The 23,299-nt window shown below is 33.7% G+C and carries 25 protein-coding genes and 1 riboswitch; all 25 genes read left to right on the plus strand.

What is annotated here, in order from left to right; translation table 11 throughout:
• On the plus strand, positions 1 to 909 hold a 909-nt coding region (locus tag ACMOUI_RS05880; protein WP_418964802.1), incomplete at its 5' end, for an RluA family pseudouridine synthase.
• 50 nt (positions 910 to 959) lie between these two features.
• Entirely contained in the window at positions 960 to 1,571 is a 612-nt protein-coding gene (locus ACMOUI_RS05885; protein WP_418964803.1) for a ribonuclease HII, read from the plus strand.
• Positions 1,572 to 1,576: 5 nt separating this feature from the next.
• On the plus strand, positions 1,577 to 1,936 hold the full coding sequence (locus tag ACMOUI_RS05890; RefSeq protein WP_418964804.1) for a YraN family protein: 360 nt from the start codon (positions 1,577 to 1,579) through the stop codon (positions 1,934 to 1,936).
• The gene (locus ACMOUI_RS05895; RefSeq protein ID WP_418964805.1) at positions 1,920 to 2,141 is read left to right on the plus strand and encodes a zinc ribbon domain-containing protein; all 222 of its coding nucleotides are present in this window, start codon (positions 1,920 to 1,922) and stop codon (positions 2,139 to 2,141) included. Before ACMOUI_RS05890 ends, ACMOUI_RS05895 begins: the two co-directional genes overlap by 17 nt.
• Positions 2,142 to 2,235: 94 nt before the next feature.
• Positions 2,236 to 2,745 (plus strand): ComF family protein, encoded by a 510-nt coding sequence (locus tag ACMOUI_RS05900; RefSeq protein WP_418964806.1) that lies wholly within the window; start codon positions 2,236 to 2,238, stop codon positions 2,743 to 2,745.
• A gap of 22 nt (positions 2,746 to 2,767) precedes the next feature.
• A complete protein-coding gene (locus ACMOUI_RS05905; RefSeq protein ID WP_418964807.1) occupies positions 2,768 to 3,358 on the plus strand; it encodes a hypothetical protein in 591 nt (196 codons plus the stop codon).
• A 115-nt stretch (positions 3,359 to 3,473) separates the two neighbouring features.
• Positions 3,474 to 4,232: a triose-phosphate isomerase gene (tpiA, locus tag ACMOUI_RS05910; protein WP_418964808.1), complete on the plus strand. Its 759-nt coding sequence runs from the start codon at positions 3,474 to 3,476 to the stop codon at positions 4,230 to 4,232.
• 20 nt (positions 4,233 to 4,252) lie between these two features.
• Positions 4,253 to 5,773 carry a 2,3-bisphosphoglycerate-independent phosphoglycerate mutase gene (gpmI, locus tag ACMOUI_RS05915; RefSeq protein WP_418964809.1) on the plus strand — a complete coding sequence of 507 codons (1,521 nt, stop codon included), beginning with the start codon at positions 4,253 to 4,255 and terminating at the stop codon, positions 5,771 to 5,773.
• A gap of 54 nt (positions 5,774 to 5,827) precedes the next feature.
• Positions 5,828 to 6,004: riboswitch (Lysine riboswitch) on the plus strand.
• A gap of 117 nt (positions 6,005 to 6,121) precedes the next feature.
• Entirely contained in the window at positions 6,122 to 7,597 is a 1,476-nt protein-coding gene (locus ACMOUI_RS05920) for a Na+/H+ antiporter NhaC family protein (RefSeq protein ID WP_418964830.1), read from the plus strand.
• Between the two features lie 105 nt (positions 7,598 to 7,702).
• Positions 7,703 to 8,797, plus strand: coding sequence for a redox-regulated ATPase YchF (ychF, locus tag ACMOUI_RS05925; protein WP_418964810.1), 1,095 nt, complete (start codon positions 7,703 to 7,705; stop codon positions 8,795 to 8,797).
• 89 nt (positions 8,798 to 8,886) lie between these two features.
• Entirely contained in the window at positions 8,887 to 9,369 is a 483-nt protein-coding gene (locus tag ACMOUI_RS05930) for a YceD family protein (RefSeq protein ID WP_418964811.1), read from the plus strand.
• A gap of 36 nt (positions 9,370 to 9,405) precedes the next feature.
• Positions 9,406 to 9,588, plus strand: a complete 183-nt coding sequence (gene rpmF, locus ACMOUI_RS05935; protein ID WP_023051690.1) for a 50S ribosomal protein L32 — start codon at positions 9,406 to 9,408, stop codon at positions 9,586 to 9,588.
• Positions 9,589 to 9,687: 99 nt separating this feature from the next.
• Positions 9,688 to 10,707 carry a phosphate acyltransferase PlsX gene (gene plsX / locus ACMOUI_RS05940; protein WP_418964812.1) on the plus strand — a complete coding sequence of 340 codons (1,020 nt, stop codon included), beginning with the start codon at positions 9,688 to 9,690 and terminating at the stop codon, positions 10,705 to 10,707.
• Positions 10,697 to 11,689 (plus strand): beta-ketoacyl-ACP synthase III, encoded by a 993-nt coding sequence (locus tag ACMOUI_RS05945; protein WP_418964813.1) that lies wholly within the window; start codon positions 10,697 to 10,699, stop codon positions 11,687 to 11,689. The genes plsX and ACMOUI_RS05945 overlap by 11 nt, the downstream gene beginning before the upstream one ends.
• Before the next feature lie 72 nt (positions 11,690 to 11,761).
• Complete coding sequence (fabD, locus tag ACMOUI_RS05950) at positions 11,762 to 12,667, plus strand: ACP S-malonyltransferase (protein ID WP_418964814.1); 906 nt, start codon at positions 11,762 to 11,764, stop codon at positions 12,665 to 12,667.
• Positions 12,668 to 12,751: 84 nt separating this feature from the next.
• Positions 12,752 to 12,976: an acyl carrier protein gene (acpP, locus tag ACMOUI_RS05955; RefSeq protein ID WP_256690776.1), complete on the plus strand. Its 225-nt coding sequence runs from the start codon at positions 12,752 to 12,754 to the stop codon at positions 12,974 to 12,976.
• Positions 12,977 to 13,051: 75 nt separating this feature from the next.
• A complete protein-coding gene (gene fabF, locus ACMOUI_RS05960; protein WP_418964815.1) occupies positions 13,052 to 14,290 on the plus strand; it encodes a beta-ketoacyl-ACP synthase II in 1,239 nt (412 codons plus the stop codon).
• A gap of 15 nt (positions 14,291 to 14,305) precedes the next feature.
• Positions 14,306 to 15,016: a ribonuclease III gene (rnc, locus tag ACMOUI_RS05965; protein ID WP_418964816.1), complete on the plus strand. Its 711-nt coding sequence runs from the start codon at positions 14,306 to 14,308 to the stop codon at positions 15,014 to 15,016.
• Positions 15,003 to 16,052, plus strand: coding sequence for an elongator complex protein 3 (locus tag ACMOUI_RS05970; protein WP_418964817.1), 1,050 nt, complete (start codon positions 15,003 to 15,005; stop codon positions 16,050 to 16,052). Before rnc ends, ACMOUI_RS05970 begins: the two co-directional genes overlap by 14 nt.
• The gene (locus tag ACMOUI_RS05975; protein ID WP_418964818.1) at positions 16,024 to 17,490 is read left to right on the plus strand and encodes an Rne/Rng family ribonuclease; all 1,467 of its coding nucleotides are present in this window, start codon (positions 16,024 to 16,026) and stop codon (positions 17,488 to 17,490) included. Before ACMOUI_RS05970 ends, ACMOUI_RS05975 begins: the two co-directional genes overlap by 29 nt.
• Before the next feature lie 7 nt (positions 17,491 to 17,497).
• On the plus strand, positions 17,498 to 17,980 hold the full coding sequence (coaD, locus tag ACMOUI_RS05980; protein ID WP_418964819.1) for a pantetheine-phosphate adenylyltransferase: 483 nt from the start codon (positions 17,498 to 17,500) through the stop codon (positions 17,978 to 17,980).
• 2 nt (positions 17,981 to 17,982) lie between these two features.
• Positions 17,983 to 19,368, plus strand: coding sequence for a DNA repair protein RadA (gene radA / locus ACMOUI_RS05985; RefSeq protein ID WP_418964820.1), 1,386 nt, complete (start codon positions 17,983 to 17,985; stop codon positions 19,366 to 19,368).
• Complete coding sequence (gene disA, locus ACMOUI_RS05990) at positions 19,361 to 20,422, plus strand: DNA integrity scanning diadenylate cyclase DisA (RefSeq protein ID WP_418964821.1); 1,062 nt, start codon at positions 19,361 to 19,363, stop codon at positions 20,420 to 20,422. Before radA ends, disA begins: the two co-directional genes overlap by 8 nt.
• 89 nt (positions 20,423 to 20,511) lie before the next feature.
• Positions 20,512 to 22,992, plus strand: a complete 2,481-nt coding sequence (locus ACMOUI_RS05995) for a heavy metal translocating P-type ATPase (protein WP_418964822.1) — start codon at positions 20,512 to 20,514, stop codon at positions 22,990 to 22,992.
• A gap of 14 nt (positions 22,993 to 23,006) precedes the next feature.
• Complete coding sequence (locus tag ACMOUI_RS06000) at positions 23,007 to 23,294, plus strand: metal-sensitive transcriptional regulator (RefSeq protein ID WP_418964823.1); 288 nt, start codon at positions 23,007 to 23,009, stop codon at positions 23,292 to 23,294.
• Positions 23,295 to 23,299 lie beyond the last annotated feature (5 nt).

The following is a 23,299-nucleotide window of genomic DNA, read 5'->3' on the forward strand; positions in this document are numbered from 1 at the left end:
GAGGATAAAGGAAAGAGATTAGACGCTTTTTTAAGTGAGTTTTTTGAGGATGCTACAAGAAGTTATATACAAAAGTTAATAGATAATGAAAGTGTAGTTATTGATAACAAAAGTAAAACAAAAAGTGGAAATAGATTAAAAGGAAAGGAAAAAATAGTTGTAAAGATTCCAGAGGATGAAATATTGGAAGTTTTACCAGAAAACTTACCTATAGATATTGTATACGAAGATAAAGATTTGGTTATTATAAATAAAGATGCAGGAGTTATAGTGCACCCAGCTCAAGGGTATTACACTGGAACTTTAGTGAATGCTGTTCTCTATCATATAAAGGATCTCTCAACGATAAATGGTGTGATCAGACCGGGGATTGTACACAGATTGGATAAGGATACAAGTGGACTTATAGTTATAGCTAAGAATGATTTAGCCCATGTAAAACTGACAGATATGTTTAAAGATAAGACTATTGAAAAAAGATACGTTTGTATATGTAAAGGAAATTTTAAAAATCTAAGTGGAAGAGTTGAAACGTTAATTGGAAGAGATCCTAAGGATAGAAAAAAAATGGCAGTTGTAGATGAAAATGGTAAGATAGCTATAACAAACTATGAGGTTATTGACAGTGTACCTGGTTTTTCTCTAGTGGATGTGGGTATTGAAACAGGAAGAACTCATCAAATAAGAGTTCATATGAAAAGTTTAAATCATCCTATTCTGGGTGATATAACATATGGAAACAACTCAGATATCGCTAAACGTCAGATGCTTCACTCATATTATCTGAGATTTATGCATCCAATAACAAACAGTGAGATGGTGGTATTGGGAGATTTAAAAGAGGATTTTAAAAGTGTTGCAAAGAGATTAAAATTAGATTTAACTAAGATTTCAAGATTGTATAAATAATAAAGGAAAAATAAAAAAAATAGGTACAAATTATGAATAATGGAGATAGAATGAAAATAGAGAATGAGATGTATAATTTTGATTTGGAAAATGGAGATATAGTGGGTGTGGACGAAGCTGGAAGAGGTCCTTTAGCAGGTCCAGTAGTAGCAGCTGTAGCCAAATTAAAAAAATACGATAAAAAATTAAATAGAATAAATGATTCCAAAAAATTAACAGAGAAAGCGAGAGAGGAGCTATTTGATATTATAATGGAGAGTTTCCATGTGGGAGTTGGAGTAGCCACAGTTGAGGAAATAGATGAGATAAATATATTAAATGCCACTTTTTTAGCCATGAGAAGAGCACTCTCTCAAATAGAGGGAGAGGTTTCTTTTGAAAAGGTGTTAGTTGATGGGAATCATAAAATCAGAGAGTATGATGGGGAACAACTACCAGTTATAAAAGGAGATTCAAAAAGTCTAGCAATAGCGGCAGCATCAATAATCGCTAAGGTTACAAGAGACAGAATGATGCTAGATATGGCAAAATCTTATCCAGAGTATACATTTGAAAAACACAAGGGATATGGAACAAAGGTTCATCGTGAAGTTATATTGACAAAAGGGCCAATTGAAGGAGTTCATAGAAAAAGTTTCTTAAAGAAAATTTTAGGAGAGTAAATAAAATGGATAGAAGAAGCAAGGGTAAGGAGTATGAAGATAAAGGTAAAAAATATTTAGAGGGTGTTGGTATAAAAATAGTGGACACAAACTATCAGGGTGCCTTTGGTGAGATAGACATAATCGGATATGAAAATACTACTCTTGTTTTTTTTGAAGTTAAATATAGGAAAAATGGATTTTTTGGATTGCCACAGGAAGCGATAGATAGAAAAAAAAGAGGCAAAATATATATTACAGCAAAAGAGTTTATAAAGAAAAATAGGCTAGAGAGTGAAAAAATACGTTTTGATGCAATTGTTTTTTTAGGAGAAGAGTTAAGTTGGATTAAGAATATTTTTTGGGGTGATGAACTTGGAATATAGATGTTTAAAATGTGGAAGTGATAGATATATAGTCAAAACTGCAGTAATACCAGAAAAAAGCCCTGGATTAAAAATAGAGATAGGAACTTACTATGTTAAAACATGTGTAGAGTGCGGTTATACTGAATTTTATTCAGCTAAAATAGTTGATAAAGAGTTCGTAAAAAATAAAAAAGGGAAAAGGTATGCTAAGGCGACTCCTTAGGATGGCTTTATTTGACAACACCTGTTCTTTGTGTGGTTGCTCCCTTGAATCTAAGGGTTATTTATGTTCTAGTTGTGTAATAAAACTTGAAAAAATGAGCGTTCTAAAACAAAGAGAAGATCTGTATTATCTATATTACTATACGGATATAAAAAAAATAATCTTTGACTTGAAATTTAAAAACAGAAAAGGTATTTCAGACAGTCTAAGTAAGTATGTGAGAGTTTCAATAGAAAAAATAGTGGAAAAAGAGCGCATAGATGTGATAGTATCCGTACCTATAAATAAAAGAAGATTTTTAGAAAGAGGCTACAATCAAGTTGATGAGATTTTAAAATCATCCAATATACAGTTTGAGAGCATAGAAAGAGTTAGAAATACAGAGCATATGTATAGACTCAAAAGTCGTAAAGAGAGAGAGCAAAATGTGAGAAATATCTTTAAAATTGAGAAAGATTACTCTCAGAAAAATATATTGATAGTGGATGATATTGTTACTACAGGTTCAACATTAAAAGAGTTAGAAAGAGAGCTTTTGGAAAATCAAGGAGTAAAAAATGTGGTTTTTTTTACAGTGGCTGTAGTTAGAGAATATTTCAAATGACTAAAATTAAGGATGGGTGGAAATGGAGATTTTTATAAATGGTGAAAAGATAGATATTGGAATAAAAAACACCAAATTGTTAAATGTATTGGAGAAAATAGAAGCAAATGTTATAAAGCATGGCGAAGTTATAGTTGAATTAAAACTGGATGGGGAGATGGTAGATGGGAAATCATTACCTTTGAATAAAAAAGTGAAGGTTTTAGAGTTAACAACTCGTTCACATAGAGAGATATTAATAGAATCCCTATATCTTTTGGAGCCATATACAGAAAGATTCTTTGAAAACTTTGATGAGTTGGAGGAGGACGCTCAAGATCTGTCAAGAATAATAGAGATGGTTAGCTTTGTTGAGTGGGTATTAGGGATAGTTTTATCTTTAAAAGAGGCCACAGCTATAGATCTTTTATACTCTGATTACAATGAGTATGCACAGGAGTTTAAAAAATATGCAGAGGAGTCTTTTGAAGCTTTTAAAAAAGAGGATTTTGTGGAACTTTTAGAGATTTTAGAGGGAGCTATTGTGCCTTTAGTTGAAGATCTACTTATAAATTCAAAAGACTATTTAAAAGAGGTACTAAAAGAGGAGAGCAAAAAGAAATTCTTAAATTAGAGAAAAAAGTACTCAAAATAGGATAAAAATATAGACAATATGGTGCGTGTTAAAAAAGACGAAATTATGATATTATAAAATTAAAATCAACAAAAAGTTTTGGAGGGAGAAATCAATGAGAAAAACAATAATCGCAGGAAACTGGAAAATGAATAAAACAGTAGCAGAAACAAAAGCTACATTATCAGAGTTAAAAGAGTTAACAAAGGGTGTAGAAGGAGTTGAGATTGTAATAGGAGCTCCATTCACAGCTTTAGAATCAGCAGTGAAAACTGTTGAGGGATCAAATGTGGCAATAGCTGCACAAAATATGCATCCAAAGGACTCTGGAGCATACACTGGAGAGGTTTCACCAGTTATGTTAAAAGAGATTGGAGTAAAATATGTTATCTTAGGACACTCAGAGAGAAGAGAGTACTTCCATGAATCAAATGCATTCATCAACGAGAAAGTAAAATCAGCTTTAGCTCATGACTTAATTCCAATCCTATGTATAGGAGAAAAGTTAGAGGATAGAGAAGCTGGAAAAACAGCTGAAGTAAATGAAAAGCAAGTTAGAGAGGGAATGGCAGGATTAACACCTGAAGAGGCAGTTAAAGTTGTTGTGGCATATGAGCCAGTATGGGCTATAGGAACTGGAAAAACAGCTACACCTGAGATGGCAGAAGAGACTCATAAAGAGATTAGAGATGTTTTAGCAGCAATGTTTGGTGCAGAGGCAGCAGCAGAGATCACAATCCAATATGGAGGATCAATGAATGCTAAAAACGCAGCGGAGTTATTAGCTATGGAAGATATAGATGGTGGACTTGTAGGAGGAGCTTCATTAGATGCACCTACATTTATCCAAGTTATAAAAGCAGGAGCAAGATAATAAAAAATAGGAGGCTACAAATGGCTAAAAAACCTTTAATGTTAATGGTTCTTGATGGTTGGGGATACAACCCAAATTCAGCGGAAAAAAATGCTATTGCAGAAGCAAAACCAGAGAACTTTGAGAGATTATTTAAAACATACCCACATACATTGATAAAGGCGTCTGGAGAGGCTGTTGGATTACCAGAGGGACAGATGGGGAACTCTGAGGTAGGACACTTAAACTTAGGTGCAGGAAGAGTTGTTTATCAACCACTTGTAGAGATTACAAAAGAGATTAGAGATGGAGAGTTCTTTGAAAAAGCAAAAGTAGTAGAGGCATTTAACTATGCTAAAGAAAATGATAAAGGTATTCATTTTATGGGACTTTTATCAGATGGAGGAGTTCACTCTCATATAAATCATCTATTTGGATTACTAGAGATGGCCAAGAAGACTGGGTTAACTAAGGTATATATCCATGCATTTATGGATGGAAGAGATACAGCACCTACTTCTGGATTAGAGTTTATGAAAAAGTTAGAGGAGAAAATAAAAGAGATTGGAGTGGGAGAGATTGCCACTATTTCTGGAAGATATTTCTCAATGGATAGAGATACAAACTGGGATAGAACGGAGAAAGCATATGATGCTATAGCTGGAAAAGTATCAGTAACAGAGAAAACTCCAGAGCAAGTTATAGAGGATTCATACGCTGAAAAGGTAACTGATGAGTTTATAAAACCAGTTTTATTAACAAAAGCTGGAGAGGTTAAAAAGGGAGATGTTGTAATCAACTTTAACTTTAGACCAGACAGAGCTAGACAGATAACAAGAGCCTTAACAGATAAGGATTTTAAAGGGTTCCAAAGAGAGTATTTAGAGCCTAAATATTACTGTATGAGACAGTATGACTCAACTATTGACGCTGAGATTATATATGAGGATAAGGATATCATCAATACTTTAGGAGAGATTATAGCTGAGCATAATTTAACTCAATTAAGAACTGCTGAGACTGAAAAATACGCTCACGTTACATTCTTCTTCAATGGTGGAAAAGAGACTGAATTTAAAGGTGAGGAAAGAATTTTAGTGGCATCTCCAAAGGTAGCAACTTATGATTTACAACCTGAGATGTCAGCTCCTGAGCTTACTAAAAAAGTTTTAGAGGCTTTAAACTCTGATAAGTATGATGTTATTATCATGAACTTTGCCAACCCAGATATGGTTGGGCATACAGGTGTATTTGATGCAGCTGTAAAAGCTATAAAAGCTGTTGATAAAGGTGTGGGAGAGATTGTAAATAAAGTTTTAGAGTTAGATGGAACTGTACTGATAACAGCTGATCATGGAAATGCAGAAAAAATGGAAGATCCAGTAACTCATGAGGCATTCACTGCACATACAACTAATGAAGTTCCATTTATCTATGTTTCTAACAATTTTAAAGGAGAATTGAACCACGGTAAGTTAGCTGATGTGGCTCCAACAATGTTAGAGATATTAAATATTGAGAAACCTGCTGAAATGAACGGAGTTTCTTTAATAAAAAAATAATTGACAGAGCAAAAAAATAGTGATACTATAATTTAAAAGTTTCAAAAATTTAATATTTTAGGTAGAGGTTGCGAATTGCAGGAGTATCTTAAAGGAGCTGGACAGAGCGTTGAAATTAAGAGAAAGGGAGATTCGCCGAAATGGGAGTTATGTCAAAGGCTCCTGTTGGGCATATAAAGAATATTTATATGACTGTCATCAGATGAACTCTGATGTTGTGCTATCCAAAAATTTGTGATATATTTTGCAGATTAGCTACCGTATTTTTTATACGGTAGTTTTTTTTACCTAAAATTTCAGTGAAACTAAATTAATAAAATTAAACTTGGAGGTTTTAGGATGAACAGAATAACAGAACTATTGAAATTAAGTCCAGTTGCGGTATTGGCAATGATGATGTTTATGGGATATGATGCGTTAATCGCAGCACCAATAGCAACAGTTTATGCAGCGTTGGTGGCAGGTTTTGTGGAAAAGAAAAAGGTGAATGATATAATAGAGGCAGTTATAAATAATGCCAAAGAGATGCAGGTTGCATTCTTTATATTGATGGTAGCTTATGCCATGGCAGAGGTATTTATGTCCACAGGAGTTGGAGCGTCAATTATAAACTTAGCTCTAAATGTTGGATTGACTGGAAGAACAGTTGCAGTTGTAGGAATAGTTGTAACATCGGTTCTATCAATAGCAACAGGAACAAGCTGGGGAACATTTGCAGCATGTGCACCGATATTTTTATGGCTTAACCACATTGTGGGAGGAAATATAGCTTTGACTGTGGGAGCAATAGCTGGAGGAGCTTGTTTTGGAGATAATATAGGACTTATATCAGATACGACAATAGTGAGTTCTGGAATTCAAAAAGTTGAAGTAATCAAGAGAATAAGACATCAGGGGTATTGGTCAGGATTAGTTTTAATTTTAGGAATAGTGGCTTTTTATGTGGCTGGAGTTGTGATGGGATTACCAACAACAACAGGTGATGCAGCAACAGCTATTGGACAGATACCTGAAGAGGTTTGGACAGTACTGGCTGAAAAAAGAGAGTCAGCAGTGACACTTTTAAATCAAGTAAAAACAGGTGTACCAACTTATATGATAATCCCTTTAGTGCTTGTTTTAATAGCGGCATTTAAAGGATTAACAACACTACTATGTTTATTTATAGGTATATTTGCAGCATACGCACTGGGAATGCTTGCAGGGACTGTAGAGAGCACAGGAGCGTTTTTAAACCTATTATATTCAGGGTTTGAAGGTGCAGGTTCATGGGTAATTGTAATGATGATGTGGGTTGCGGCATTCGGTGGAATAATGAAACTGATGGATGCATTTAGACCACTTTCAAATATAGTGGTTTCAGTATCTAAAAATGTAAGACAATTGATGTTCTGTAATGGAGTATTATCAATATTAGGTAATGCAGGTCTAGCTGATGAGATGGCACAAATAGTTACTATGGGACCAATTATAAGAGAGATTGTTGAGAAAAATGTTGAGGGGTCACCAGAGGATATTGAGACATTGAGACTTAGAAATGCAACATTCAGTGATGCCCTAGGAGTGTTTGGATCACAGTTAATCCCATGGCACGTATATATTGGATTCTATTTAGGAATAGCTCAAGCTGTATATCCACTATATAAATTTAGTGCAATGGATATAATAAAATTTAATTTCTTAGCTCTGATTGCTGTATCATCAATTTTAATCGCAACTTTAACAGGGTTGGATAGATTTATTCCAAGATTTGGATTACCAAGTGAGCCAAAAGTAAGATTAAAAAAAGCAACACAAGAGAGTTTTGTAGGTGAAAAAGCATAAAAATTTGAACCCTTACTAAAATAAAGTGAGGGTTTTTTTATTTACAAAAGATTTTATATATGGTAAAATCTAAAGTAAAATAAAATTTCAGGAGGAATCTCTAAAATGATAGGTATAGGAATAGTAGGACTTCCAAATGTAGGAAAGTCAACTCTTTTTAATGCAATAACAAAAGCTGGAGCGGCAGAAGCGGCGAACTATCCGTTTTGTACAATAGAGCCAAACGTAGGAATGGTAACAGTTCCAGATCAAAGATTAGATGAGTTAGCAAAAATAATAAATCCTCAAAGAATCCAACAAGCTACAGTTGAGTTTGTGGATATTGCAGGGTTAGTTGAAGGAGCAGCAAAAGGTGAAGGATTAGGAAATAAGTTCCTATCAAATATTAGAAGTACTGCTGCAATTTGTCAAGTTGTTAGATGTTTTGAGGATGAGAACATAATTCACGTAAGTGGAAGTGTAGATCCAATAAGAGATATAGAGATTATCAATGGAGAGTTGATCTTAGCTGATATGGAAACTATTGAAAAGGCTATAGAGAAGCAATCTAAGTTATTTAAGTCAAAAAATAAAGAAGCATTAGTTTTAATGCCAGTTTTAGAAAAATGTAAGGCTCATTTAGATGAGTATAAGATGTTAAGAACATTAACTTTAACTCCAGAGGAGCAGGAGTTAATGAGAACATATCAACTTTTAACACAAAAACCAATGATGTTTGCAGCTAACGTATCAGAGGATGAGTTAGCAACTGGAAACGAGTATGTGGAAAAAGTGAGAGAGTATGCAGCAAACTTAGGAGCAGAGGTTGTAGTTGTTTCTGCAAAAGTGGAGTCTGAACTTCAAGAGATGGAAGAGGAGGACAAAAAGGACTTCTTAGAGGCTTTAGGAGTTGAAGAGCCAGGATTAAATAGATTAATCAGAGCAGGATTTAAGCTTTTAGGATTACAAACTTATTTCACAGCTGGAGTTAAAGAGGTAAGAGCTTGGACTATAAGAATTGGAGATACAGCTCCAAAGGCAGCTGGAGAGATCCACACAGATTTTGAAAGAGGATTTATTAGAGCAAAAGTTGTAGCATATGAGGATTTTATAAAGTATTCTGGATGGAAAGGTGCTCAAGAAGCTGGAGTTCTAAGATTAGAAGGAAAAGAGTATATTGTAAAAGATGGAGACTTAATGGAGTTTTTATTCAATGTATAAAATATAAAGGGTTGTTAAGAAAAATTACTTGACAACCTCTAAAAAAACTAGTAAAATATTAAGGTATTGTAATTATAAGGAGGATAACATTGATAATCAAGCTTAGTGAAATTATTAATGAATCAGAGGTAACCTTTGATTATATTGAAAAGACTATGGATTCTATGGACACTCCAGAGGGTGTAACTATAAAAGGAAAAGCCTATAAAGAGGGAAATAGTTATGTAGTTGAAGGGTCTTATAGAGCAGTACTAAGATTAGAGTGTGTTAGATGTTTGGCAGAGATTGAGCCTTTGATTCAAGGAGAGTTTAAAGGTGAATATCTAGATCCAAAGGATTACACTAAATACATGTCTAGTCTGAAGCCAGAAGAGGAGTTTGGAGACAAACATTTTGAAGAAGCTATAAATAGCGAAATAAATATCTCTGATCTGGTTAGAGAATATATAATACTTGATTTGTCACAATATGAGGCATGTCTTCCAGAGTGTTCAGATACTTCTGAAGTAGAGAAATACTCAAAAGAGGATGTTGACCCAAGATGGCAGCAATTATTAGACATAAAATTTTAAATTTTTAAATATGAATGTATTAGGAGGGAAACTAAGATGGCAGTACCTAAGAAGAAAACTTCGAAAGCTAAGAAAAACATGAGAAGATCTCACCACGCATTAACAGGTTCTACTTTAGCTACTTGTGACAAATGTGGAGCACCAAGAAGACCACACAGAGTTTGTCTTGCATGTGGAGATTACAACGGAAAGCAAGTATTAGCTACTGAAGTAGAGTAATATCTTATAAAAAAAAGCGGGATAGTTAAATCTTGCTTTTTTTTATTTCCCAAAATATGGTATAATATTTAATAATTATATATTGATTGAGGAGAAATTATGAGAATCGCTTTAGATGCCATGGGTGGAGATTTCGCACCATTTGAAACAGTGAAGGGTGCAGTTCAAGCTTTAGATGAACTGAAAAACTTAACTGTGGTTTTAGTTGGAAAGAAAGAGAAGATAGAGGAAGAATTAAAAAAATATACTTATGATAAAGATAGAATAGAGATTTTTGATGCTAGAGAAGTAATTGAGATGACAGATGATCCCATATTAGCTGTAAAAACAAAAAAAGATTCATCTATGAATAGAATGTTAGAGTTAGTTAAATCAGGTGAGGTTGCAGCATCAGTTTCAGCTGGGAATACAGGGGCTCTTATCAGTGCGAGTCAATTGAAACTAAGAAGGATTAAGGGAGTTTTAAGACCGGCTATAACAACTATATTTCCAAGTAAGAAAAGAGATATTGTTTTAATGGACGTTGGAGCAAATGCAGACTGTAGACCAGAATTTATAAATCAGTTTGGAATAATGGGTTCATTATACTATGAGGAGATGTTTGGAGTGACTAATCCGAGGGTAGGATTGCTCAATATTGGAACGGAAGAGGGAAAAGGTAATGAAAATACAAGAGAAGCCTTTAATCTTCTAAAAAATAATGATAGAATAAACTTCATAGGTAACATAGAGAGTAGAGAGATGATGGATGGAGAAGTTGATATTGTTGTAACAGATGGTTTCACAGGAAATATGGTTTTAAAAACAGCAGAGGGAACAGCTAAGTTTATATTCTCTATATTAAAAGATGAGATTGAAAAAAGCCTATTAGGAAAAATAGGAGCTCTATTACTAAAACCTATTTTTAAAAATTTAAAAAGAAAGTTGGATTCATCTGAGTATGGAGGAGCTCTATTTTTAGGGATAAATGGTATTTCCATAAAAGCTCATGGAAACTCTTCAGCTAGAGGAATAAAAAATGCTTTAAAGGTTGCCAATAAGTTTGCAGAGGACAAATTTATAGATAGATTAACAGAGGTAATGAGACAACACAATCAAGGAGGAAGCGATGAAGCTTAAAAATGTAGGTATAATAGGGTTAGGAACTTATGTTCCAGAAAATGTAATGACAAATTTTGATTTTGAGAAAATTATAGATACATCAGATGAGTGGATTAGAACTAGAACTGGAATAGAGGAAAGAAGATTTGCAAGTGCAGATCAAGCTACATCAGACCTTGGAGCAGAGGCTTCAAAGAGAGCTTTAGAAAAAGCTGGAATCTCTGCAGAAGAGATAGATATGATAATTTTAGCAACAACAACTCCAGATTATCCAATTCAAAGTACAGCGTGTGTGGTGCAAGAGTTAATAGGAGCTGTAAATGCGGCAGCAGTGGATATAAATGCAGCATGTAGTGGATTTGTATATGCACTTACAATGGCAAAGGGATTAATTGCTTCTGGAATGAATAAAAGAATCCTAGTAATAGGGGCGGAAGTTCTGTCTAAATGCGTGGATATGCAGGATAGAAATACATGTGTTCTATTTGGAGATGGAGCGGCAGCAGCAGTGGTTGCAGAAGTGGAAGAGGGGTATGGAATGATATCTCAATTCTTAGGAGCGGAAGCAGATGTAAAGGGAGCTTTAAGAACACCAGCTGGTGGAACTAGAAAACCACTGAGCCAAGAGGTACTAGATGAGAGATCTAACTTCTTACAGATGAAGGGACAAGATGTGTTTAAATTTGCTGTTAAAGCACTTCCAAAGGCAACTTTAGAGGCTTTAGAGGGAGCTAATTTAAAGGCTGAAAATATAGATATGGTATTCCCACATCAAGCGAATGTTAGAATAATAGAGGCTGCATCAAAAAGACTTGAGATTCCTATGGAGAAGTTCTACTTAAATCTAAATAGATATGGAAATACATCATCAGCTTCAATAGGATTAGCTTTAGGTGAAGCTTTAGAAAAAGGACTTGTGAAAAAGGGAGATACAATTGCACTTACAGGATTTGGTGCTGGGTTAACGTATGCTTCAATGATAATAAAGTGGTCTTACTAAATTTAAAATTGACAGAGTAGAAATAATATGATATATTAAAAAACATATGTTATTTATAAAAAAGGAGTTAAGATGAGTAAAATAGCTTTTGTTTTCCCAGGACAAGGAACACAATATGTTGGTATGGGAAAAGAACTTTATGAAAATAACGAATTAGCTAGAAAAGAGTTTGATAAAATATTCTCTAATTTAGATTTCGATTTAAAAGCAGTTATGTTTGAAGGTAGTGAAGAGGAACTAAAAGATACTAAAAATACTCAACCAGCTATAGTGGCAATGAGTTTAGTCCTAGAAAAACTATTGAGAGAAAAAGGGATAAACCCTGATTATGTAGCGGGACACTCTGTTGGTGAGTATGCAGCAATAGGATCAGCTGGATTTTTACCGATGGAAGAGGCAGTGAAGTTAACCTCTTTAAGAGGTAAAGCTATGAGTGAGGTATCAAGAGAGGTAGCTGGAACAATGGCAGCTATAATAGGTCTTGAAGCTGATAAAATAGTTGAAACTTTAAAAGAGATAGATGGAGTTGTAGAAGCGGTTAATTTTAATGAACCAAAGCAAACTGTAATAGCTGGAGAGAAAGAGGCTATTGGTAAAGCTTGTGTAGCTTTAAAAGAAGCAGGGGCAAGAAGAGCTATGGAGTTATCTGTGTCAGGACCATTTCATTCAAGCTTAATGCAACCAGCTGGAGAGATATTAAAAGAAGCACTAGAGGGATTTGATTTTGAGAACTCACAGACTATTTTAATTGGAAATACTACAGCTACAGAGATTAAAGATATAGAGGCTTTAAAAGAGGAGCTATACAGACAAAGTTTTGGACCTGTAAAATGGGTGGATACAATCGTGGCTTTAAAGGATGCAGGAGTAACTACTGTATATGAGGTTGGACCAGGTAAAGTTTTAAATGGTTTAATTAAGAAAATAGATAAGGATATTGAGGTTATCAATATTGAAAAACTTTCAGATTTAGCATAATCTTAAAGATTATAAAACTTGAAAAAATATATTAAATTTGCTAATATATTAATATAAATAATTTAAAAATTAGGAGGAAAACATATGTTAGATAAAATAAGAGAAATAGTTGTAGAGCAATTAGGAGTTGACGCTGATCAAGTTACTTTAGAGGCTAACTTCGTAGAGGATTTAGGAGCAGATTCATTGGATACAGTTGAGTTAATAATGGCTTTCGAAGAGGAGTTCGACGTAGAGATTCCTGATACAGAAGCAGAAAAAATTAAAACTGTTCAAGACGTTGTAAATTACATTGAGGCAAATAAGTAAGATAAATTTAAAGGGGTATGAAAGTACCCCTTTAGTTATATTTTTTGGAAAAATAATAAATGAGGTGGATAAATAATGAGAAGAGTAGTTGTAACAGGAGTTGGTTTAATAACTTCACTGGGAACTGGGACGGAAAAATCTTGGGAAGCTATAAAGGCTGGAAAATGTGGAATAAAAGAGATTAAATCTTTTGATACAACAGAAAGTGCTGTTAAAATAGCAGGAGAAGTTACTGATTTCGATCCAACTGAGTTTGGAATTGAGAAAAAAGAGGTAAAAAAATTAGCTAGAAATACACAGTTTGCAATTGCCGCTGCGAAAATGGCATTAGAGGACTCAGGTCTTGTTATAGATGAAAAAAACGCAAATAAGGTTGGAACAATTGTATCATCAGGAATTGGTGGAATAGAGGTTTTTGAAGAGCAGTATGGATCAATGCTAGAAAAAGGTGTAAGAAGAATATCTCCATTTACAATTCCAGCTATGATAAACAATATGGCATCGGGAAATGTTGGAATATATTTTGGAGCAAAAGGACCAAATAAAGCTGTAGTAACAGCATGTGCTGCTGGAACTCACTCAATTGGAGACTCGTACGAAATGATAAAATCTGGTAGAACAGATGCTATGATTACAGGTGGAACAGAGGCATGTATAACAAAGTTTGCTATAAACGCATTTGCTAATATGAAAGCTCTATCTACTAGAAATGATGAGCCTGAGAAAGCTTCAAGACCATTTACAGCAGACAGAGATGGATTTGTTATGGGAGAGGGAGCAGGAATCCTTATATTAGAGGAGTTAGAATCAGCAAAAGCTAGAGGAGCAAAAATCTATGCTGAAGTGGTTGGATATGGAGAGACTTGTGATGCTTACCATATAACATCTCCAGCTGAAGGTGGAGAAGGAGCTACAAGAGCCTTTGTTATGGCTATGGAAGAGGGAGATATAAAACCTGAAGAAGTAGGATATATCAATGCTCATGGAACATCAACTCCAGCTAATGATAGAAATGAAACAGCAGCTATAAAGGACGCTTTTGGTGAAGCGGCATATAAAATGAATGTATCTTCAACAAAGGGAGCTACAGGACATGGATTAGGAGCTGCAGGTGGAATAGAGGGAGTTATATTAGCTCTATCAATTGCAGAGGGAGTAGTACCTCCAACTATAAACTTAGATAATCCAGATCCAGCATTGGATTTAAACTACACTCCAAACCATATGGTAAAAAGAGAGATTGAAGTTGGAATGTCAAGTTCATTGGGATTTGGTGGACATAATGCTGTAATAGCAATGAGAAAATACAAGTAAAAAAGGAGAAGATAAGTGAAAAGATCATATCTAGAATTAGAAGATAAAATAGGTTATACCTTTAATAATAAGGAACTATTAAAAAATGCACTTATCCATAGATCTTTTGGTAATGAACACGCTAAATACAGAAAATTAAACAATGAGAGATTAGAACTGCTGGGAGATGCAGTTCTAGATCTTATTGTGACAGAGTATTTGTATAAAAGTTATCCAAATGCTTTAGAGGGAGATTTAGCAAAATTAAAAGCTATGGTAGTAAGTGAACCAGTGTTGGCAAAGATATCTAAAAATTTAGACTTTGGTCAATATTTAATGTTAAGTAAAGGTGAAGAGTTAACTGGTGGAAGAGAGAGAAACTCAATATTAGGAGATGTTTTTGAAGCGATACTGGGAGCTATATATTTAGATTCAGATTTTACAACAGCAAAAAATATAGCTATGAAATATTTAAAATATCCAATTGAGCATATAAATGAAAATGAGGATATACTTGATTTTAAAACAATATTGCAAGAGTATAGTCAAAAAGAGTATAAAATAATACCAACTTATCAAGTTGTAAGTGAAGTGGGACCAGATCATTTAAAGGTTTTTGAGGTTGTTGCAGTTATAAAAGATGATTTAAAGGGATATGGAAAAGGAAAGAATAAAAAGAGTGCAGAGCAATCAGCAGCAAAAGATATCTGCAAAAAACTAGGAGTAAAACTTTATGAAACACTATAATATTCCAATTTTTATAAGTCATTTTGGATGCCCCAATGATTGTGTTTTCTGTAATCAAAAAAAAATAAATGGTAGAGAGACAGATGTCACTACGGAGGATATAAAAAGTATAATTGAAACATACTTAAAAACTCTTCCAAAAAAATCCAAGAAAGAGGTGGCTTTTTTTGGTGGAACTTTTACAGGAATTTCTATAAAATTGCAAGAGGAGTATCTATCTGTAGTTTATGAATATATGAAAAATGGTCTTATTGATGGGATAAGACTATCTACAAGACCAGATTATATAGATAAAGAGATAGTAGATATGCTTAAAAAATATGGAGTGACAACTGTGGAGTTAGGAGTTCAATCATTAGATGAAAAGGTGCTGATTCAAACACATAGATTTTATCCTATGGAGAAAGTTTATATAGCTTCAAAATTGATAAAAGAGGCTGGTATAGAGTTAGGAATACAGCTTATGTTAGGATTACCAGGGTCTACAGATGAAAGTGATTTTCTAAGTGCTATAAAGACAGTTGAATTAGAGCCCAATATTGCTAGAATATATCCCACACTGGTAATAAAAGAGACAGAGATGGCAGATATGTTTAGGAAGGGAAGCTACATTCCATTGACATTAGAAGAGGCAATAAAAAGATGTAAAAAAATATATTCACTTTTAGATTTTAATGATATAAATATCATAAGAGTTGGTTTACAGCCAACTGAGGAGTTAAATGATAGTGAAAATGTCTTAGGGGGACCATTTCACCCAGCTTTTCGTGAATTAGTAGTTGGAGAGATATACTATGATTTTCTAAAAGAGATATATGATAGAGAGAAAAAGTTAGAAGTAGAGACTAATGAAAGGAATGTTTCCAAAATTGTAGGAATAAATAAAATAAATAGAGAAAAGTTAGGAAAAAATCTAAATGTTAAAATAAATAATAGTTTAGAAATAGATACAATTAAAGTCAATGAAAAGATTTACTCATGGAAACAGGTTCTTAGGGGAGAGATAAATGAACCAAATAATTATAAACACCAATAGATTTAAAACAAGAGCAGCAGTTTTAGAGAATGGAAAAGTTATGGAAGTTCATATTGAGAGAGAAGGAGAAGGGACATTAAACGGTAATATATATAAAGGAAAAGTTGCCAATGTTTTACCTGGAATGGAGTCGGCTTTTGTCAATATAGGACTTGAAAAAAATGGATTTTTATACGTTAAGGATTTGAGAGATTTTGAAGAGAAATATTTGACTGGGATAGTTAACAGTGTAAAACCAATAGAGGAGCTATTAAATGTTGGAGATGATGTTGTAGTTCAGGTTTTAAGTGATCCAAGAGGCAGTAAGGGTGCCAGGGTTACAACACACTATACAATACCGGGAAAATTTTTAGTTTTGATGCCAAATAACAACCATATAGCTATATCTAAAAAGATAAAAGATGAGATGGAAAGAGAGAGGTTAGAAAGGTTGTTTACAGAGATAGTTCCTGAGGGAATGGGAGTTATCATAAGAACGGCAGCAGAGGGAAAAAGTATATACCACTTTGAAAAAGAGTTACAATATCTGATTAAAAAGTGGGAAGAGATAGAGGTTAAAATAAAGCAAACTAAAACAGGAGAACTTCTATATAAGGATAATGGTATTGTGAGTAAGGTACTAAGGGATATCATTGGAAATGATATAGATGAGATAATTGTTGATAATGAAAATGTATATTGGGAGATTATAGACTATGTGAGAGCTTTTAGTGAGGGAATACCTAAGATGAAGATAAAGCTCTACACTGAAAAAGAGGAGATTTTCTATAGATATGGAATTCAAAAAGAGATAGAAAAATCCTTAGAACCAACAACTATGCTTGAGTGTGGAGGTTCCATTGTAATTGAAAAAACAGAAGCATTGGTAAGCATAGATGTTAATACTGGAAAAAATATAGGTAGCATGAGCTTGGAAGAGACTGTTGTTAAAACGAATATTGAGGCAGCAGAGGAGATAGCGAGGCAGCTTAGAATAAGAAATCTCAGTGGAATAATAATAATTGATTTTATTGATATGAAGGTGGAAGAGGATAAACAAAAAGTTTTAGAAGCTCTAGAAAGAAGTTTAGCCAAAGATAGAGTTAAGACAAATATAATTCATTTTACCGATTTAGGTCTGGTTGAGATGACAAGAAAGAGATTGGGTAAGCCTCTTAGTTACTACTTTCAAGATGAGTGTCCAATGTGTAAAGGGACAGGAAAGATAAAGGGAAGTAGAGCCATAGTTGAAAATATAATAAAAGAGTTAAAGGATATTGTGGAGGAAAAAGATATAAAAAAAGTAAAGATAGTTACAAAGCCTTCAGTAAAAGAGAAAATTGAAGAGATTTACTTGGAGTTTATAAAAGCTCTTTTACAAAACTCAGGAAAATCAATTGAGATAACTAGTAAAAATAGAGATTTATTAAAAGATTATGAAATAATATTAGAAAGTTAGGTGTCAAATGAAATTAGCCTTATATTCAGGGACTTTTGATCCAATAACAAAAGGACACAAAGAGATAATAAAAAGAGCCAGTAAAATGTGTGATAAACTGATAGTTGCAGTTTTAAACAATGGCTCAAAGAAAACACTTTTCTCTTTAGCAGAGCGTAAAGAGATGGTTGAGGAAACTTTAAAAGATATAGAAAATATAGAGGTAGTTGAACATAGTGGGCTTCTAGTTAACTATATGAAAGAGATAGGATGCAAATATATAATCAGAGGGTTAAGGGCTGTAATTGACTATGAGTATGAGTTATCTTTAGCCTATGGAAATTATGATATTTCAAATGGGGATATAGAGACAGTTTTTATTCCAGCGTCTAAGGAGTATCTATATGTAAGTTCCTCTGTGGTTAGAGAGATAGCATTATATGATGGAAAGTTGGATAACTATTTGGATGAATATGTGATAGAGAGAATAAAAAAAAGATTTAAGGAGTAAGAATGGCAAAGACAAAAAGTTTTTATGTGTGTAGTGAATGTGGTTTTAAGACTATAAAATGGATGGGAAAATGTGATGGTTGCGGAGAGTGGGGAACTTTTGAAGAGGAGATTGAAATATCCCCTGTTGCAGCTAAAAGCATAAAATCGTCCTCTAACTCATTGATTAACATACAGGAAAAAGTAGTGTCTTTTGCCAATGTTCAAATAGAAAAGAATTTCAGGTATAAAACTAAAATATCTGAATTTGATAGAATTTTAGGCGGTGGATTGGTAAAGGGAGAGGTTGTACTTATAACTGGAAATCCAGGGATTGGAAAATCAACGCTACTTTTACAAACTGCTAAAGAGTATACAGCCTATGGAGATGTATTGTATGTTTCAGGGGAGGAGTCCCCTGCACAGATAAAATCAAGAGGAGAGAGATTAGGTATCTACTCTGAAAATCTGTATTTAATGTCAGAGACAGATATTCAAAGCATATATGAGTATGTCATTACAAAAAAACCTAAAATAGTTATTGTTGATTCCATTCAAACACTGTATAATTCAGAGGTGGACTCTATTCCAGGAACACCAACTCAAATAAGAGAGTGTACTTTAAAAATAATTGAGTTAGCTAAAAAAAATGAGGTTTCATTTTTTATAGTTGGGCATATAACAAAGGATGGAAAAGTAGCAGGACCAAAGCTATTGGAGCATATGGTTGATGCAGTATTCCATTTTGAAGGGGAAGAGGGCCTTTTTTACAGGATATTGAGAAGCTTAAAAAATAGATTTGGTTCTACAAATGAGTTGGCCGTATTCAGTATGGAGGATACAGGTATACATGAAGTGAAGAACTCTTCAGAATTTTTCTTAAGTGAAAGAGATGAAAAAAATATTGGAAGTATGGTAGTACCAGTTTTAGAGGGAACCAAAGTTTTTCTACTGGAGATACAAACACTACTTACCGATTGTACTATTGGAATCCCAAAGAGAATTGTTCAAGGGTTTGATAGAAATAGAATGCAAATTCTAACAGCAATCGCTGAAAAGAGAATGGGATTAAATTTAGGAATGAAAGATCTTTTTATAAATATTCCAGGTGGATTATCTATAAATGATCCAGCGGCAGATTTAGGAGCGCTGATATCTATAGTTTCTCTATATAGAAATGTGGCCATTAGCCAAAAAATAGCAGCTATAGGAGAGCTTGGATTAAGGGGCGAGATTAGAAAAGCCTTTTTTATAGATAAAAGATTGAGAGAGTTAGAGAAGTTGGGATTTAAAGGTGTATATGTTCCTGAAGCAAATAGAAAAGAGATTGAAAAAAATAGTTATAAATTAAAAATAATATATTTAAAAAATTTAGAAGAATTTTTAGAGAGGATGAGTAAAGATGAATAACCCAGAATTCTTAGAGATTCTTTCTCTTTTAGCTCCAGGAACAAGGTTAAGAGAGGGGATACATAACGTTTTAGATGGTGAAATGGGAGCTTTAATAGTTGTTGGTTTAGACAATGAAGTTCAAAAGATTATGGATGGTGGATTTGAGATAAATTGTGAATATACGCCTGAAAAATTATTTGAACTTTGTAAAATGGATGGAGCTATAATATTGGATTCTGATATAACAAGAATACACTCTGCAAACGTTCATTTACAACCGAGTATGAGATTTTCAACAAATGAGAGTGGAACAAGACATAGAACAGCTCAAAGAGTAGCTAAACAAACAGACAAATTAGTTATTGCTGTTTCTGAAAGAAAAAAAGTTGTAACAATATACAAAGGTGAGATGAAACATAGACTTAGAAATACTCCTGATTTAATGGGAGAAGCGTCTCAAGGCTTAAATACTTTAGAGCGTTATCGTTTTGTTTTGGATAAGGCTTTGGGGAACTTAACAATTCTTGAATTAGATGATTTAGTGACACTATATGAGGTAACAGTTGTACTACAAAGATTTGAAAAGGTAACAAGAATTTTCCAAGAGATGAATGCGTATATGACTGAGCTAGGTGTGGATGGAAGACTTGTTAGATTGCATCTAAACGATTTAATTCAGGATATTGAAAGTGAAAAAGAGGACTTTTTAAGAGATTATTGGAACTATTCCAATGCACCTTTTGATCTAGATGAGATAACAGATAGATTATCCAAATTAACCGATGATGAGTTAAAAGAGTTAGAAAAGTTATCGGCGGTTTTAGACTATGGAAAAACTTATTCCGCTTTAGGAAATAGAGTGACACCAAAAGGGTATAGAATTTTAGATAAGATAACAAAATTAACAAAAAGAGATATAGATAAAATTGTAAATAACTATGGAAATCTATCAAAGATACAGGAAGCTTCTACAGAGGAACTTCTAGAGATTAAAGGTATAAGCAAATTTAAAATAAAAGCTATTCAAACAGGATTAAAGAGATTAAAAGTAACTGTTGAATTGGAAAAATAAAAATCTACTCAAAAAGAGTGGATTTTTTTTTATTTATATGCTATCATCATACTATAGGGGTGTACCCTATGAAATAGGAGGTGTTAAAATTGGAAAAGAGATATAGAGTAGGAAATGTAACTTGTCAAAGTTGCGTGGCTTTAATTGAAAAGATTTTAAAATCGACAGAGGGGGTTAAAGATGCTAAAGTAAATTTGGCAACTGAGGAGTTATTTGTTAATTTTGATGAATCTATTATAAAAGAGGATGAAGTAAAAAATAAAATTGTTCCTTTGGGATATACTTTAGATGAGATTAGAGATGTGAAAACAGTCGTATTTTCCATTAAAGGATTGCATTGTCAAAGTTGTGTGGGAACAGTGGAAAAGATAGTTTCTGGAATGAAGGGTGTGGAATCAATTGTTGTAAACTTAGCGACTGAGAAGGCCACAATAACTTATGATTCCACTTTGGTAAAGCTATCAGAAGTGTTTCACCTAATTGCAAAATTTGGGTATACAGGGGAAAGAATAACAGAAGAGGTTATAGATAGAAGAGCTGAAGAGAAGAGATTAGAATTAAAAAGAGAGTTCAATGAGTTTTTAGTGGCAATAATATTTGGAGCCATAATATTTTATATATCCATGGGTAGTATGTTGGGATTACCTATACCACATATGATCCACTATGACAATAATCCACTACTATTTGCACTGATTCAATTGATTTTATCAATACCAGTTGTGTATGTAGGTAGAGACTTCTATATTTCAGGGTTGAAAAAATTAACTTCAAGAACACCTAGTATGGACTCTTTAATCGCCTTAGGAACTGGTGCAGCTTTTGCATATAGTCTTTATGGAACATTTAAAATATACGAAGGGGATACACATTTTGTACATAATCTTTACTATGAATCAGGAGTAATTATTATAGCTCTAATATCATTGGGTAAATACCTTGAAAATGTAAGTAAGGGGAAAACATCTGAAGCTATAAAAAAACTTATGAGTTTGCAGAGTAAAAGAGCAAATCTATTTAGAGATGGAAAAGTTGTAACTGTGGATATAGAGGAGGTAGAAGTGGGAGATACTCTTTTGATTAAGCCGGGAGAATCTATACCCACTGATGGTATTGTTGTAGATGGAATATCCAGTGTAGACGAAGCCATGTTAACAGGAGAGAGTATACCTGTAAAAAAAATAGAGGGAAGTAAAGTTTATGGTGCTACAATAAATGGAACGGGAAGTTTAAAGATGGAAGTCACTGAGACTGGAGAAAACACAACACTTTCAAGAATTATAAGACTTGTTGAAAATGCCCAGGGATCAAAAGCTCCAATAGCGAGAATGGCAGATATTATATCGAGTTATTTTGTACCTGCAGTTATTGCAATAGCGGTAGTATCCAGTTTGACATGGTATATTATAGGAACAATGGGACTTGTTTCACTAAATGCTACACCGAGTGTATTTGCACTGACAATACTTATATCTGTCCTAGTGATAGCATGTCCATGTTCTTTGGGACTGGCAACGCCAACAGCTATAATGGTTGGAACAGGAAGAGGAGCGGAGTTAGGAATTTTAATAAAATCTGGAGAGGCCCTAGAGAAAACATGTAAGGTAGATACAGTTGTATTTGATAAAACAGGAACAATTACAATGGGAAGACCTACAGTGACAGATATAGTTTCAAATAGACTAGAGGATGATGTGCTTTTAAAAGTTGTAGGAAGTTTAGAGCAAAACTCAGAGCACCCACTGGCTGATGCTGTAATAAGAGAGGTAAATCTGAGAAAGCTTGATATGTTCAGTGTAAGAAGTTTTAACTCTGTGACTGGAGAGGGTGTGACAGGTACATTAGAGGATACGCCAGTTGGAGATGTTGAGGTAATTGTTGGAAACAAGAAGATAATGGATAGATATAAAATTGATATAGATATACATTTAGAGGAGGGAGCTAAACTATTTGATGAGGGTAAAACAGTTATATATGTTGCAGCTAAGGATACATATATAGGTATGATTGCCATAGCTGATAAGGTTAGAGAGAGCTCTAAAGCTGTAATTGAAGAGTTAAAAAATATTGGAATTGATGTTATAATGTTAACTGGTGATAATGAAAGAACAGCGAGAGCTATCGCAAAAGAGGTTGGAGTGACAAAAGTTATAGCGGAAGTGTCTCCTGAACAGAAATATTCACAGATAAAAAAATTACAAATTTCAGGGAAAAGAGTGGCAATGGTTGGAGATGGAATCAATGACTCACCAGCTCTGACTCAAGCAGATATAGGGATAGCCGTGGGTGGAGGAGCAGATATTGCCCTAGAGAGTGCAGATATAGTTCTAATGAGTAAAAATATAAAAGATGTACCAAAAGCTATTGAGCTTAGTAGAGCAACAATGAAAAATATAAAGCAGAATCTATTTTGGGCTTTTATCTATAATGGATTGGGAATACCGGTAGCCGCTGGAATATTATACCCATTTACAGGGCATCTTCTAAATCCAATGATAGCAGGAGCAGCTATGGCTATGAGTTCTGTTTCTGTTGTTTCAAATGCCTTGAGATTAAAGTGGTTTAAATAGTAACAGGAGGATTTATGGAAGATAATTGTTCAAATAAAATATGTGGTGATAAGAAAAAACTAATTGCAAGAGCAAATAGAGTTGAGGGACAGATTAGAGGAATAAAGAGGATGATAGAGGAGGATGCTTACTGTGATGATGTATTAAATCAAATATCATCTGCAAAAGCAGCCTTAGATGGAATAGCGAAAGTGATTTTAGAAAATCATTTAAGAAAGTGTGTGGTATCAGGGATAAAAAATAATGATGAGAACAAAGTAATCGATGAATTAATATATACACTGGGAAAAATGATGAAATAATAGTA

Source organism: Cetobacterium sp. (genome assembly GCF_048470075.1).
Lineage (GTDB): Bacteria > Fusobacteriota > Fusobacteriia > Fusobacteriales > Fusobacteriaceae > Cetobacterium_A.

Coding starts and splice junctions, on each gene's coding strand:
- radA (WP_418964820.1), top strand. CDS start 17,983: ATGGCAAAGACAAAAAGTTTTTATGTGTGTAGTGAATGTGGTTTTAAG.
- coaD (WP_418964819.1), top strand. CDS start 17,498: ATGAAATTAGCCTTATATTCAGGGACTTTTGATCCAATAACAAAAGGA.
- fabD (WP_418964814.1), top strand. CDS start 11,762: ATGAGTAAAATAGCTTTTGTTTTCCCAGGACAAGGAACACAATATGTT.
- ACMOUI_RS05945 (WP_418964813.1), top strand. CDS start 10,697: ATGAAGCTTAAAAATGTAGGTATAATAGGGTTAGGAACTTATGTTCCA.
- ACMOUI_RS05890 (WP_418964804.1), top strand. CDS start 1,577: ATGGATAGAAGAAGCAAGGGTAAGGAGTATGAAGATAAAGGTAAAAAA.
- plsX (WP_418964812.1), top strand. CDS start 9,688: ATGAGAATCGCTTTAGATGCCATGGGTGGAGATTTCGCACCATTTGAA.
- ACMOUI_RS05905 (WP_418964807.1), top strand. CDS start 2,768: ATGGAGATTTTTATAAATGGTGAAAAGATAGATATTGGAATAAAAAAC.
- ACMOUI_RS05885 (WP_418964803.1), top strand. CDS start 960: ATGAAAATAGAGAATGAGATGTATAATTTTGATTTGGAAAATGGAGAT.
- ACMOUI_RS06000 (WP_418964823.1), top strand. CDS start 23,007: ATGGAAGATAATTGTTCAAATAAAATATGTGGTGATAAGAAAAAACTA.
- tpiA (WP_418964808.1), top strand. CDS start 3,474: ATGAGAAAAACAATAATCGCAGGAAACTGGAAAATGAATAAAACAGTA.
- ACMOUI_RS05900 (WP_418964806.1), top strand. CDS start 2,236: ATGAGCGTTCTAAAACAAAGAGAAGATCTGTATTATCTATATTACTAT.
- gpmI (WP_418964809.1), top strand. CDS start 4,253: ATGGCTAAAAAACCTTTAATGTTAATGGTTCTTGATGGTTGGGGATAC.
- ACMOUI_RS05895 (WP_418964805.1), top strand. CDS start 1,920: ATGAACTTGGAATATAGATGTTTAAAATGTGGAAGTGATAGATATATA.
- fabF (WP_418964815.1), top strand. CDS start 13,052: ATGAGAAGAGTAGTTGTAACAGGAGTTGGTTTAATAACTTCACTGGGA.
- ACMOUI_RS05970 (WP_418964817.1), top strand. CDS start 15,003: ATGAAACACTATAATATTCCAATTTTTATAAGTCATTTTGGATGCCCC.
- acpP (WP_256690776.1), top strand. CDS start 12,752: ATGTTAGATAAAATAAGAGAAATAGTTGTAGAGCAATTAGGAGTTGAC.
- disA (WP_418964821.1), top strand. CDS start 19,361: ATGAATAACCCAGAATTCTTAGAGATTCTTTCTCTTTTAGCTCCAGGA.
- ychF (WP_418964810.1), top strand. CDS start 7,703: ATGATAGGTATAGGAATAGTAGGACTTCCAAATGTAGGAAAGTCAACT.
- ACMOUI_RS05975 (WP_418964818.1), top strand. CDS start 16,024: ATGAACCAAATAATTATAAACACCAATAGATTTAAAACAAGAGCAGCA.
- rpmF (WP_023051690.1), top strand. CDS start 9,406: ATGGCAGTACCTAAGAAGAAAACTTCGAAAGCTAAGAAAAACATGAGA.